Origin of the sequence: Halanaerobium salsuginis (assembly GCF_900114545.1) — a bacterium.
Lineage (GTDB): Bacteria > Bacillota > Halanaerobiia > Halanaerobiales > Halanaerobiaceae > Halanaerobium > Halanaerobium salsuginis.
The window spans coordinates 1-13,183 of the sequence record NZ_FOTI01000008.1 but is presented as its reverse complement, the minus strand read 5'-3'; the positions used below and the strand labels follow the sequence as shown (position 1 = coordinate 13,183).

Genomic DNA, 13,183 nt, shown 5'->3' with positions numbered 1-13,183 from the left:
CAATCAAGAAAATAGCCGCGCTGGATTATCAGTAATTATGGCTTCAATTTCTACTTTACTCAAACCAGCTGCTTCAAGTTGTGGAATAAAACTATCAAATAAATACTGATACCCATGTCCACCATTTGCGGTGAGATGAGATAAGCGGGTTAGATCAGTCGAAAGCAAGATTTGCTGACTAAAACCTGCTTTGATTAATTCTTGTACAATTTTTACTCTAAACTGATCAGTCTGATATTTGAGCTTACCAATTGTATCAATCCCGATAAAAACACCTCGTTCAGCAATTTTTAAAATATAGTCAATATCTTCTGCTAAATCAAGATGACTAAAAGCTACCTTATTTAAGTCAGCTCCATTAGCAGTTAAAATTTCTAATTGTTCTAAGCCACAACTTCCCAGAGTAAGATGAGTAATTATTGGCACTCCTGTTTGCTGTTGTGCCTGTGCTGCTGCTTTAAATAATTTTTTTTCTGCTGGAGTAAATTCTTTACTGCTTCCTATTTCACCAATAACTCCTGCCTTAATATTTGTTCCTTCAATACCATTTTTAATTTCAGAAACCATTAGACTGGTAAGTTGATCAGCATTTTTTTGATAAAAAATTTCTGGTAAATAAGGCTCTTTATAAAAACCTGTACTGGCAATAATATTAAAGTCAAATTTAGCAGCCAGTTCTTGCATTCTTTTTAAATTTCTACCCATCCCAATATTACTCAATTCAATAATAGTTTTAACTCCAAATTCCTTGATTCTAGATAAATCTTTGAGTAATAAATCTCCAGTTAATTTAGCATCAGAATCTGACTTTTGCCGGGACAGGTCAATCGTCAAATGCTCATGATACATAGTAATTCCCATTTGAGAAGGAGTTATTTGTTTAGCCAAAGTATTGATCAAAATTATCAGCTCCTAAAAAATTTTCCTTTTCATTTCTCTGCTGGTTAATAAAATATCGTTTAAAAAGTTCAGGACGTTTAAATAAATTCTGCAGTTTAAGACCTAAGCTCAGTAATTTTAGGCCAGATTCTAAGCCAGGACGAGCAATTAAAATTAAAGCTGTTGCCAGCTTGTTAGTTGGCAAAGCCAATGCAGTTGCATTAACTAGGTTAGCTGCCCGCATCAAGTATTTACCACTGCGCTGCTGGCTGCTTTTTCCAATCTGCCAGCTGCCATGAACTGAATCTCCATAACCATAATAATCTACCGGCCCTTCTGCTGTAATAATAATTTCAGCTCCTGCTGCAAAAGCAGCTTCAATAATTCTAATTGCAGTTTTTCTATCTGCTGCACCAGTTAAGTCAATTCTATTTAGTTTAAATTTTGCTAGATTAGGTTCAGCTAAAGCAACTAACTCTGCCATATCCTGGCCATCAGGTAAAGTACAGCTTCCCGGCTGCGGAAGAGCAATAGTTAAATTACTGTTTAACTCTGGCAGTTCCGGAAAAGAAAGTAACTTTTTTACAGCAGCTAGACAAATTTGATATTCAGCAGCAATAAATCCAATTCCAGGTACAAATTTAAGCTCATCAGTAGATATTTTCTGCTGTTGACCTTTTAATCCTAAACCTTTCGCCATAATTGCAAATAAAGCTGTGGAAGCAGCAGGAGCTAAAACCGAGCCGCCTCCATCTGTGCCTATTGCTAAGTCATTTATTCCCGCCAGAATATTTATACAGCCACCACTACTAGAACCTGTCATTACACGTAAAGTTAGTGGATTTATCAAATCAGGGTCAACTGCGCGTCCACCACAGGCCATCTTATCAATTGTGTGTAAAAAGAATTTATTATCCTGACTTAACTTTTTTACTAAATCAATTGGAATTTGGGCAGTATTTTTGACTCCAAATAAATAATGCTCTTTATCTGTATTATAAAGATTTATTAATTTTGGTTTTAAATTCCGATTATGATAGACCACTGCAGCAGAATTTGTCTGGAGAGCATTATTAAATTTAGTTAATAATTTTTCTGACAGATCTTTCATCTCTTACTCAAATCCTTTCGGATAAATTTTCAACTATACTAAAGAAAAGATAGCAAAAATATTAGCAATTATACCAACCAAAATTGCGGCGGTAGGACCAACTGCCATCCTGACTATAGGCTGATCAGCAATTTCATTTAAAATATAGAGACCAGCAACAAAGAAGAAGCCAAAGCCAGGTAAGATAGCATTAGCTGCATTCATACCACCAACTAAAAGAGCAATTTCTAGCACCTTACTCATAGCAGTCCTGATATTATCACCTGCTTTTTTAATACCGGGAAACTTGTCAAGCAGACCAGCCATATTATCCAGAAAAAGAATTTCTAAAGAAATAATAATCGCACCAGCTAAAGCTGCCAGAAGGGGATTCTTTAAAAATAAAGCTGCAGCAAAAATAAAAGTCATACCGACTGGACTATACACACCTGTTGCAATTGCAGTAGTAGCAATTAGAGGTATAAAACCAATTCCTCTTGCCAGAGCTGCTAAAGCCGCTGCATTTAAATCTCCCTCTTTAACTAAGTTTAGAGAAATTGGATCACCAGCCAGAATTTGATAGGCAGTCGCAGCTGAAACAAGTGCTCCCATTATTGCCAGCAGAGGTAAATTCTTTTTAATCCTGGCAACTCTTTCGCTAAAAACAGAAACTAGATCACTAACTCCACTACTCTTTCCTTTTTCTCCAGCAGCAAAGATTAGTAAGATTACCATTCCAGTAATAAGTGCCATTCCTTCTGGATTAATTGCAACCTGGATTTCTCCTAGCTGCAGAGGACTAAATCTAACTGCCAGCTGACGAACAATACCTGCTGCAAGCAGATTAAAAACACCTCGTTTAGCACCAAATTGATAAGCTGTTGCCAGAGCAGGGAAGGCAGCAAAAGCTACTACAATTGGATTACCAACCTTACCTAAATCATCAAGAAAGTTAACTGGTAATTTAGCAAAAACATCTACAATAAAACCAAGACCATACATTAAACCTAGACCATAGAGAGCTCCAACTACACCAGCAGTAAGGACTCCTTTTTTTCCTTTTGGTGCCCAGGTCCCTATGACATCAGTTCCTAATAAAATACTATGTATCAAAAGAATATTAGCTGAAAGACTAAATGGAATTCCAAATCCAATTACCAGACCAAAGCTCATTGCAAAAGAAGTTGCCGCTAAGTCTCTTTTGCTCATCCTACCTTCAACATTTTCTGGAATAATTGGCCGCAGGCCATCATTAAACACTGCTATCCCCTTATTAGTCAAAATAGCTGCCAGTCCACCCATTAAGGCCATTAAAATTGTCTGCATTTTTTCCACCCCTTGTTTAATTAATTGAGCAAGCTTTCTTATCTAAGTAATATTTTTAGCTCAAGTAAAACCTAATTCAAAATATTTTTGATTAATAATGTAACAGCTTTATCAATGTGATCAGCTGTAAAACCAAAAGCAACCTTACCAGCTTCTAATTCTTCAATTATTTTTTCTTCTTTAGGTCCACGACCAGGCATCGAAATTGTTGCACATTTAGCACTAGTTAAAATAGCCATTGCCATACCTAAAGCACCACCGCCACCAGTGTGGCAAGCTCCAAAATAATAATCAGCTGCTCCTGTTTTAATAGCTGTTGCTGCTTGAATATCATCCATAACTTCGACTTCAACTTCAGAATCAGTAATTTCTACTACTTTATCAGCAATTTTTTGACGATCAACCTGACCTCCAATTACTATCTTCATCTTATTACCCCCTCTGCTGTTTAATTAAATTACAAAAATGAAGTACCAGATAGTTTTTCTCTCCCTCTGGTATTTCAATTCCTGTTTCCACTTCAATTTTCTCAATAAAATCTAAACAATCTGTATAAAATTCTTCTGCTTTCAATTCAGTTAAAACTGCTTCATTTAAGTCTTCAACTGCTTCGCCACGCTTAATTCTCATTAAAGCCATTGGCAAATGGGTGACCAGCATAGCTGCATTATCATTATTTAATTCTACCTGATAACTAGCTTCAAAATCAGTTAATAAACTTTCTAACTTATTTTTTAATTCTTCTGTCAACAAATCTCCTGCTACTAAAATTTCAAGTCTTTCTTTCAACTTTGCATCCATCTTATTCCTCCTAATATTCTGGAATCAACTGTCTTTTTAATACCGCCTGCTGCAGTTTGACTACCTCAGCTGGATCAATTGTTTTATTGAGAATTCTCCTAATTAGCCTGCTGTTTTTGTTAACCAGAATAACTGCAGTGCTAATTTCTTTATTCATTGTTAAAGAGCTTTCATTCTGCAGATCAGAAAAATTAATATTTTCTAGTTCACTAATTTCATCATAATTCCAGACTGCAGCATCAATTGTCTTATTTCTAATATGCTCCATTATTTTCATATAAGTTAATTCTACAAACTCTACATCTTTATCCTGACATTCAAGCTCCGTTAAAATTTTATGGTCAGCTGACGATGGATCAAGCCCAATCTTCATACCAGACTCAATTTGCTGACTGGCTGGATCAGAAAAAACTATTACATGTTTAGAAAGATAACTGCCAGGACCAAAACCCATTAAAATTTCTAAATCAAGCTCATTCTGCAGCTCTGCTTGATAATAATTAGCAGCAAATTTGGATAGAATTACAAAATCATATTTATCTTCCTGCAGTACATTTATTCTTTTTTCTGAACCCCTTGTATAGGCAATACTATACTGAAAATCTGCCTGTTTAAATTCCCGGTTCAAACCGGTAGCCAGGCCTTCATAACGTAATGAATAAGGTAAAGGCAATAATCCCATTATCATACCTAAATCAGCAATTTCCCAGAGCAGCTGATAATCTAGATTTATTATATAACTGCCTAGATGACCTTTTGATTCCAACTCTAAAGCATGATGTTCAGTTAAAAAAGAGATAGCTGCCTGAACAGTTCCACGCCCAGTACTAAAATTTTCTGCATAAGCACTAATTGTATTAATTCTATCTCCTTTATTTTTTAAAAGAAATTCCCGGGCCAACATTGAAGTTGTATAGCCAATTTTAGACATCATTTTTGTTTTTATTTCAGAAACCATTCTTTTCCCTCCTCAATATACAGGATTCTGTACAATAAGTTAAAATAAAACACAATACAATGTACTGTATTTTGTATATTAGTTTAACATAAAATTTTTTATTTTACAACTATTTATTTTGATTTATGCCTGGATACATATTTAAAGCCAGTTGTTCTTTTTAAATAACAAATATTCAATTATAATAATTAAAACCATTAAAAAAGAAAATACCCAGAAAGCATACTCATTTTCAGTTCCAGGCATCCCTCCAATATTAATTCCAAATAAACCAGTTAAAAAACCAAGTGGTAGAAAAACACTTCCAACAATTGATAAAATATACATTGTGCGGTTCATTTGATCATTAATTTTATTGCTTAACTCTTCCTGAACCAGAACAGCTCTTTCTCGAATCGAATCAAGTTCCTCCACCTGCCGAATAGTTAAATTAGAAAACTCATAAATATATTCTCTATCATCTTCATTAAGCCAATCAATTTTTTCTCGATACAGTCGCGTCATCACTTCCCTTTGTGGTACTATATAGCGTCTAATAATTACAACTTCCCGACGTTTTTCAGCTAATAGCGATCTAATCTGACTTAGTTCAGCTGTCAAAACAGATTCTTCCATAGTATCAATTTGAGCTTCTAAATCATAGACATAATCACTAATTCGATCTAATACGCCATCAATAACCTGCAGCAAAAAGTCATTAATTGTAGCTGGCCCTTCATTCTTTCTATAAAGATCATCAATATCATTAATTGTAAAGACTCGTTCACTCCTGGTAGTAATTACCAGGCCAGGCTCGATCCACATATGTAATGAAACCATATCCTCTTCATCTGAGTCAGGATTTAAATTTAAACCTCTGAGGTTAATTAAAATACCTGCTTCATCTTTTAAAACCCGGGGTCTAGTTTCTTCTGTAATTAATTCTTTAATAACTATCTCTGACAACCCACTATTGTTACGCAGCCATTCCCGGGCCTCTGCTGTCTGAACATTAAGATGATACCAGACAAAATGATCAGCACTAACTTTTGCATCTGCTGGAGATAATTTATTGAGCGGAACAGCTTCTGATTGATTAACAGCATAACCAGTAATTAAAGCCTGTTCTATTGTCATAATATCTCCCCCTTTTTTTATAATTAATGAGCTGTTTAAAGTAATCTAAAAAATCTATAAAACACAAGCTTAGTTTAATTATTAAATACAAAATAAAAATATCCTGCCTAGCAAGTTAAAGATTTAATAAAAAAACCAGCTAAGTTAACTTAACTGGTTTAAAAAAGCTATTCAAGCTATCTATTCAAACTATTAAAAATTAAATTATTTAATCTACTTTTTTAATTTTGCTAGATAAGCCTGGGCTTTCTCATCAACTGATTGAATAGCTTTAATCACTAGCTCAGGATTTACTTTAAAAGGTAGATTATGAATTGATTCTGCTGGTAAACAACTCTTAACTGCTACTTTCTCTAAAGCTGACTGTTCAATATCTGACAGGCCTAGCTGGTCCAGAGTAATCGGCTGATCTAACTGATTAAGTAGTTCCAGGAGCTCAAAAAATTCTGATTCTGCTCCTTCTAATTCTAACTGAACAAGAGTGCCAAAAGCTACTTTTTCACCATGTAAAAGCTGATGTGTTTCTGGCAAAACAGTTAAACCATTGTGGATAGCATGAGCAGCTGCAATTCGACAATTATCACTACCAATTCCACCTACCATGCCTCCTAGAGCAATAATACTATCAACAATTTTCTCAACTGCTTTACTTGCTTTCTGTTTTTCCAGATCTTTAGCAGCCTGAACTGCATACTCAAATATAATATACTTACATTCAGCAGCAATCTTTAATGCCGCCCGGGTGGGAACATTTTTTTCTTTATTTGCTGCTGAAGCACGGGCTTCATAAAATTTAACTACTGTATCAGCAATACCTGCTTTAAAATAGTTAGGCATTGACTTAGCTATAATTTCAGTATCAACTAGTACCAGAGCTGGACTGAACTGAAAAATAATATATTCTTCAAAAGCACCTGTTTGATCATAAAAAACAGATAATGGTGTCCAGGGAGCACAATTAGAGGCAAGGGTGGGAATTGTAACTAGTTTACGATCAGCATAAGCTGCGGCTGCTTTAGCTGTATCGATCGCTTTTCCACCTCCAACTCCAATAATTAGATCATAGCCAGCGTTAATAAGTAGATCAGCTATTCGGTGGGCTTCCTCTTTAGTTACTTCACCTGCAAAAACCTCTTCTGCAAACTCAAGTCCAGCTTTGTTTAAACTAGGCGCTAATTTGGGCCGGGCAACAGCTAGAGTAGTCTCGTCACCAACTAATAATACCTTTTTACCCAGAGGAGCAATCTGCTCACCAGCTTTTAATAAAATATCTTTTTCTTGTAAATATCTATTCGGCGATCCCATTACTAAATGCATTTATTCCACTACTCCTTTTCTAATTTTTAAGTTTAAACTGCTATTTTTTATTTCTTAGACTGAGCTTTTCCTGTAGTTTAGCTAATCTAGCCAGCGCAGCAGCTAGAGTTGCTTCTTTTTTGGCAAAGTGAAAACGAATTAAATGATTAATATCTGCTTTAAAAAAGCTTGACCCAGGTACTGCTGCTACACCAATTTCTTTAATTAACCATTCACAGAAATCTAAGTCATTAGCAAAACCAAAGTCGCTAATATCTACCATTACATAATATGCTCCCTGTGGAACAGTATATTTTAAACCAAGTTTATCCAGACCAGCTAGAAAAAAATCACGTTTTTTTAAATATAATTGCTGTAGTTGTTGATAATAATCATCTTTAAAGTTAAGAGCAGTTACTGCAGCCTCCTGCAGGGGAGCGGCAGCTCCAACTGTCAGAAAATCATGTACCTGCCGGGCAGCTGCAATTATATTAGCAGGAGCAATCAGATAGCCAAGCCGCCAGCCAGTAATTGAGTAAGTTTTTGAAAGCGAACTACAGGAAATCGTTCGCTCGAACATACCAGGTAGTGCAGCAAAATAGTTATGCTGATAAGGCGGATAAACAAGATGCTCATAAACTTCATCTGTAATTACAAAAATATCATATTGGGCAGCAAGCTCTGCAATTACTTGCAGCTCTGCTCGACTAAAAACCTTGCCAGTTGGATTAGAAGGATTGCAGAGTATTAATGCTTTTGCACCCTGTTTTAAAGCTGCTTCTAGTTCAGCTGGATCAAAATTAAATTCTGGTGGCTGTAATTGGACGTAAATTGCCTCTGCTCCCGAAAGAATTGCATCAGCTGTATAATTTTCATAAAAAGGTGAAAAAACAACAACTTTATCGCCTGGATTACAGACAGTCAGCATTGCTACCATCATTGCTTCTGTACTACCACATGTAACAACTATTTCCTGTTCCGGATCAATTTTAATTCCCATAAACTTGCTCTGCTTAGCTGCCAGAGCCTCTCTAAAATTAGGTGCTCCCCAGGTTACAGCATACTGATGAATACTTCCACCAGCTACTTCCTGTAGAGCATTTTTCAACTCTACAGGAGGATCAAAATCAGGAAATCCCTGTGATAAATTAATTGCATCATGTTGATTGGCTATTCTAGTCATTCTTCTAATAACCGAATCAGTAAAATTATTTATTTTTTTATTTAATGCTGGCATAAATTACACTCCTCTAATTATTTCTTTACTCTCGTATATGTTATTATTTCAAATTAAATTATTCTAAAAAGCTGGAATAACAGCTCCGTTAAATTCAGTCTTAATAAATTCGCGAACTTTTTCAGAATGATAAGCATTAATAAATTTATTAATCAACTGATTAGCCTGATCTTCTCGCTTAACCGCTACAATGCAGACATAAGGAGAATCGGCATCTTCAATATAAATCGAATCCTGCTGTGGATTCATTCCTAATTCTAAAGCATAATTACTATTAACTGCAGCAGCTGCTACATCTGGAATAACTCGAGCAGTTTGAGCTGCATCTACTTCATAAAAGTTAAAATTATGCGGATTAGATTCAATATCAACTACAGAAGCTGCTATACCAGCTGAATCAGCCAATTTTATTAGGCCTGCCTTTTCAAAGAGAAGCAGTGCTCTTCCCCCATTGGTTGGATCATTAGGAATTGCTATTGTAGAACCATCTGGTAATTCTGTTAATGATTTATATTTATCAGAGTAAATTGCAATTGGAATAATAATTGTTTTAGCTACTGAAACAAGATCTAAATTACGATCTGCTTTAAAACGCTCAAAATATGGAATATGCTGAAAAGTGTTAGCATCAAGGCTGCCATCTGCTAAAGCTAGATTAGGAGTTACATAATCACTAAACTCAATAATTTTTAACTCAACACCATCTCTTTTTAAAACTGGCTTGACAGCTTCTAGAATCTGAGCAAATGGGCCGGCGGTTGCACCTACAGTTAAGACTGGATCTGCTGCCTGAACAGGATTCAAAGAAAGTAAGAGATAAAAAGCGACTGCTAAAAATACTCCACTACTTAATAAAAATGCTTTAATTTTTGTTTTCATAATTTAAATTCTCCTCTACTTATAGTTTATTTATTATCTTTTTAATTAATACTTAAAAAAATTATTTAATTTAAACTTGATTTTAAATAATACCACATAATTTCAATGATCAACTTTATATATTGTTTAGCCTCAGCAAAAATAATTCAGTCTATTTCTCACCTCCATTTAATTTAAGAAATTCTACTATAATCAACTAAAAATCAATTAGTAGAAAAATAAAAGACCACTTTTGAAATTAAATTACAAAAGTGGCAATAAAAAAATAAACCCTCCTGAGAGGGTTTAATAATCCTCTCATCTTTCATTTCTTTGAAATGCAGGATTTGGCACCTTACCTTAATGGTAGGTTGCCGGGCTTCACAGGGCCAGTCCCTCCGCCACTCTTGATGAATTTTTATTAAATTTTTAGTTTGATTTTCAATAACTTTAGTAGTTTACTATTATTTATCTATAAAGAATAACATCATTTTAAAAGCTTGTCAACTGATTTTTAAATTTAGTCTATTATTTTTTGAAATAAATTAAAAATCAAGAGCAGCCTTAATAATCAAATTTCCATATTTAATAAACAAGATTAACTATTCCGACTGAAAAAATCGGAAATAGAGTAATTAATAATAATACTACAACTAATGCTATATAAAAAGGAATAGATTCTTTAATAAAATCTTCTATCTCACATTTTGTTATTCCACAAGTTACAAACATCAAAGTCCCTAATGGAGGACTTAAAGCTCCAATAGATAAGTTTACTATAAATATCATCGCAAAATGAATATCATTAATACCATAAGCAGAAGCAATTGGTTTTAGAAGTGGAACTAAAACAATCATTGCTGCATTACCTTCAATAAACATACCTACAATTATTAAAAATATATTTACTATAAATAAAAATATATACTTATTTGAAATACTACTTACAATCAGTTGAGTTATTTCTTGTGGTATTCTTTCTCTTGTTAAAATCCAGGCAAAAGCTGAAGCAGCGCCAACTATAACCATAATCGAAGCTGTACTTGTTATTGTTTCTTTGATTCCAGTTATTATATCTTTAAATTTCATTTCTTTATATAGAAAGCCTAAAAACAAAGCATAAACAATTGCAACCGCTCCCCCCTCAGTTGGAGTAAATATACCAAATCTTACTCCACCAATTATTATAACTGGTAATAGTAAAGGCAAAAAAGCTATTTTTATTGATTGAAGTAATTCTTTTCCGCTAACCATACTATCTCTAACTGGTTTATAACCCTTTTTTTTAGATAAATAAGATATTAAAATCATTAAAACAATTGTTAGCAAAAGTCCCGCTCCAATACCAGCGACAAATAATTTGCCAATAGAAACATTTGCAATCGAGCCGTATAAAATCATTGCTATTCCTGGTGGTATCAAAGGTGTTATCATAGCAGAAGTAGCAGTTACTACTGAAGAAAATTCTTTCGAAAGTCCCTTCTTTTCCATTTCAGGCACTAACATTTGAGCTTGCATTGCAGCATCAGCAAGGTTAGAGCCTGAAAGACCACCCATCAAAGCTGACAATAAAACATTAACTTGAGCTAATCCTCCACTCATATGACCAGTTAGACTTTGGGCAAAATTCATAATTCTTTTAGATACTCCAGAATAATTCATAAAAATACCCGCACTCACAAAGAAAGGAATAGCCAGCAAAGGAATACTTTGGACTCCAGATAAAATTCTCTGAGCAGCAATTATCGAAGGAACATGCGGAGATATAACAAAATATGTCATTGTTCCAGCAAGTAAAGAAACAAAAACAGGAACTTTAGAAATTAAAAATATTATTAATATTATTGCCGAAAAAGTTACTGCACTTAATTCCATAATTAAACCTTCCTTTCTTTTTTACGTTACGTCAAATCTAATAGTTTTTTTAAAAATATTAATAGTTATCATAATTGTCAGTTTAGGAATCTGCACTAAATGCAGGAATCCCTCCCCCTGAGCTCGTAAATAGTAATTGAGAAGTCACAACCTACTACACCCAGAAAGGAAGGGATCCTAAGTTATGATTTCTCGAAATTTACCTAATTTCCTGCTTAAACCTCTTATGAATTTTGTTCTTTTGGTCTATCTCTTTTTCTCCAAGCTCTTTCACGTTGACTTTGAACCCAAAGAAAAACTTGATGACAGCTATACTAAGTTTAACAGCTTTGATGACCCACTTCCTGTTATTGAACAGCTTAATTATCAGGAAATTTTGGCTGAAGCTAAAGAAAATGGTCAGCCCATAAAGCCTGTTAACCGCCGTAAACCTCTGACTGTAGAAGTCGAAAAATGCTCCGAATGTGGCGCTCCTAAAAAATATCTCTACAGCTTCGGTCATGACCCAGATGGTTACCAGAAGCTTCAGTGCAAAGTTTGTGATCATCAGTGGGCTCCTGAAAAACCTGAACTAAGATCCAGTAACAGGCCTACCTATCGCTGCCCTTTTTGCGGCTATGCTTTATCTAAAGAGAAAGAGCGTAAGCATTTTACCAAGTATAAATGCCGCAATGATGACTGCTCTAAATGGAAAAATGAACACAAAAGATATCGCTATAGAGCCTATGATTTTGATGTCGAAAACCTTGAAGTTTCAAGACCTGATAAAGAACCTGTTAACCTGGATCATTCCCAGTATGGGAACTTCATAATCTCCAAAGCTATGGATTTTTATGTGGGTCTTGGTCTTTCTCTAAGACAGACTAAAAGAGCCCTGAAACTTGCATATAATGTTTCACCTTCAGCTCAGACTATCCAAAACTGGACTGTCTCTTTAGCTCACAGACTTGGTCCTAACATTAAGGACCTTGATCTACCTTTATCTGGCATTGTTGCTGTTGATGAAACATATATCAAAATCAAAGGCAGCTGGCATTATCTTTTTACTGCCATTGATGGTAAAAACGGCTGTATCATTGCTCAGCATCTCTCAAAACATCGAGATGCCAAAGGTGCAATCACCATTCTCAAAAGAATTATTGACCAATACCAGGGTCGGGATTTTGTCCTGGTTTCTGATATGGCACCAATCTATAGAACTGCTGTGCATGCTGCAAAGGCCTTTTTAAAGACCGATGTAGATCACAGACAAGTTAAAGGACTTTTTACTGATGACGATAATTCAGATGAGGTTTACAGACCCTATAAAAACATCATTGAGCGTTTCTTTGGCACCTATAAAGCTCATTACAAACGTCATAAAAGCTTTAGTTCCTTTGATGGTGCTCTTGCTCATTTAACTTTATATCAGCTATATTTTAACTATATAAAACCTCATAGCTCTTTTGATAACAAGGCTCCTCTTGTTGTTGAAGATTCAAGAGGCCAGCCCATTAACTCCTGGGCTCAACTTATCAGGTGGATCAACAAAACTGATAAGTAACTAAATATCTTTACTGAATAACTTTTCAAAAAATCTTGCTCAACTCTTTTAGAGTTTTATATTTATTTAATTACATTTTTTTACATCATTTACATCTTCAAGCTTTTGACATTCTTAAGATTTTTATTATAATTAAAATTAGTGATACTCTATTACTATTTACTTACATTTTATGGTAACTATCATATTTTATTTGACGTTATC

The 13,183-nt window shown here is 34.6% G+C and carries 12 protein-coding genes and 1 riboswitch; of the genes, 1 reads left to right on the top strand and 11 read right to left on the bottom strand.

All coding sequences use genetic code 11. The annotated features are described in order from the left end of the window. Positions 1-3: 3 nt before the first annotated feature. The 11 genes from BMZ74_RS04190 to BMZ74_RS04140 form a co-directional block, all read right to left on the bottom strand. On the bottom strand, positions 4-888 hold the full coding sequence (locus tag BMZ74_RS04190) for a phosphotriesterase family protein (protein WP_218142045.1): 885 nt from the start codon (positions 886-888) through the stop codon (positions 4-6). After that, the gene (locus tag BMZ74_RS04185; RefSeq protein ID WP_089860195.1) at positions 881-1,990 is read right to left on the bottom strand and encodes an amidase family protein; all 1,110 of its coding nucleotides are present in this window, start codon (positions 1,988-1,990) and stop codon (positions 881-883) included. Before BMZ74_RS04185 ends, BMZ74_RS04190 begins: the two co-directional genes overlap by 8 nt. A gap of 33 nt (positions 1,991-2,023) precedes the next feature. Continuing rightward, the gene (locus BMZ74_RS04180) at positions 2,024-3,295 is read right to left on the bottom strand and encodes a YhfT family protein (protein WP_089860192.1); all 1,272 of its coding nucleotides are present in this window, start codon (positions 3,293-3,295) and stop codon (positions 2,024-2,026) included. 71 nt (positions 3,296-3,366) lie between these two features. Further along, a complete protein-coding gene (locus BMZ74_RS04175) occupies positions 3,367-3,723 on the bottom strand; it encodes a DUF2620 family protein (RefSeq protein WP_089860189.1) in 357 nt (118 codons plus the stop codon). A gap of 4 nt (positions 3,724-3,727) precedes the next feature. Beyond that, positions 3,728-4,096, bottom strand: coding sequence for a PRD domain-containing protein (locus BMZ74_RS04170; protein WP_089860186.1), 369 nt, complete (start codon positions 4,094-4,096; stop codon positions 3,728-3,730). A 10-nt stretch (positions 4,097-4,106) separates the two neighbouring features. Then, on the bottom strand, positions 4,107-5,054 hold the full coding sequence (yhfZ, locus tag BMZ74_RS04165; protein WP_089860183.1) for a GntR family transcriptional regulator YhfZ: 948 nt from the start codon (positions 5,052-5,054) through the stop codon (positions 4,107-4,109). 141 nt (positions 5,055-5,195) lie between these two features. Beyond that, positions 5,196-6,170 (bottom strand): zinc transporter ZntB, encoded by a 975-nt coding sequence (locus tag BMZ74_RS04160; protein WP_089860180.1) that lies wholly within the window; start codon positions 6,168-6,170, stop codon positions 5,196-5,198. Positions 6,171-6,383: 213 nt separating this feature from the next. Next, entirely contained in the window at positions 6,384-7,487 is a 1,104-nt protein-coding gene (locus BMZ74_RS04155; RefSeq protein WP_089860177.1) for an iron-containing alcohol dehydrogenase family protein, read from the bottom strand. Positions 7,488-7,527: 40 nt separating this feature from the next. After that, positions 7,528-8,703, bottom strand: coding sequence for a pyridoxal phosphate-dependent aminotransferase (locus tag BMZ74_RS04150; protein WP_089860174.1), 1,176 nt, complete (start codon positions 8,701-8,703; stop codon positions 7,528-7,530). Between the two features lie 63 nt (positions 8,704-8,766). Then, the gene (locus BMZ74_RS04145) at positions 8,767-9,582 is read right to left on the bottom strand and encodes a MetQ/NlpA family ABC transporter substrate-binding protein (RefSeq protein WP_089860172.1); all 816 of its coding nucleotides are present in this window, start codon (positions 9,580-9,582) and stop codon (positions 8,767-8,769) included. A 294-nt stretch (positions 9,583-9,876) separates the two neighbouring features. Continuing rightward, positions 9,877-9,978: riboswitch (SAM riboswitch) on the bottom strand. Between the two features lie 168 nt (positions 9,979-10,146). Then, on the bottom strand, positions 10,147-11,436 hold the full coding sequence (locus tag BMZ74_RS04140) for a TRAP transporter large permease (RefSeq protein ID WP_089860169.1): 1,290 nt from the start codon (positions 11,434-11,436) through the stop codon (positions 10,147-10,149). Between the two features lie 184 nt (positions 11,437-11,620). Between BMZ74_RS04140 and BMZ74_RS04135 the strand changes: the two genes are divergently transcribed. Then, positions 11,621-12,979: a DDE-type integrase/transposase/recombinase gene (locus tag BMZ74_RS04135; RefSeq protein WP_089860166.1), complete on the top strand. Its 1,359-nt coding sequence runs from the start codon at positions 11,621-11,623 to the stop codon at positions 12,977-12,979. Positions 12,980-13,183: the final 204 nt, after the last annotated feature.

Excerpts from the sequence above, each read along its gene's own strand:
- BMZ74_RS04180 (WP_089860192.1), bottom strand. The coding sequence starts at position 3,295 with ATGCAGACAATTTTAATGGCCTTAATGGGTGGACTGGCAGCTATTTTG.
- BMZ74_RS04140 (WP_089860169.1), bottom strand. The coding sequence starts at position 11,436 with ATGGAATTAAGTGCAGTAACTTTTTCGGCAATAATATTAATAATATTT.
- BMZ74_RS04135 (WP_089860166.1), top strand. The coding sequence starts at position 11,621 with ATGATTTCTCGAAATTTACCTAATTTCCTGCTTAAACCTCTTATGAAT.
- BMZ74_RS04185 (WP_089860195.1), bottom strand. The coding sequence starts at position 1,990 with ATGAAAGATCTGTCAGAAAAATTATTAACTAAATTTAATAATGCTCTC.
- BMZ74_RS04150 (WP_089860174.1), bottom strand. The coding sequence starts at position 8,703 with ATGCCAGCATTAAATAAAAAAATAAATAATTTTACTGATTCGGTTATT.
- BMZ74_RS04145 (WP_089860172.1), bottom strand. The coding sequence starts at position 9,582 with ATGAAAACAAAAATTAAAGCATTTTTATTAAGTAGTGGAGTATTTTTA.
- BMZ74_RS04175 (WP_089860189.1), bottom strand. The coding sequence starts at position 3,723 with ATGAAGATAGTAATTGGAGGTCAGGTTGATCGTCAAAAAATTGCTGAT.
- yhfZ (WP_089860183.1), bottom strand. The coding sequence starts at position 5,054 with ATGGTTTCTGAAATAAAAACAAAAATGATGTCTAAAATTGGCTATACA.
- BMZ74_RS04170 (WP_089860186.1), bottom strand. The coding sequence starts at position 4,096 with ATGGATGCAAAGTTGAAAGAAAGACTTGAAATTTTAGTAGCAGGAGAT.
- BMZ74_RS04155 (WP_089860177.1), bottom strand. The coding sequence starts at position 7,487 with ATGCATTTAGTAATGGGATCGCCGAATAGATATTTACAAGAAAAAGAT.
- BMZ74_RS04160 (WP_089860180.1), bottom strand. The coding sequence starts at position 6,170 with ATGACAATAGAACAGGCTTTAATTACTGGTTATGCTGTTAATCAATCA.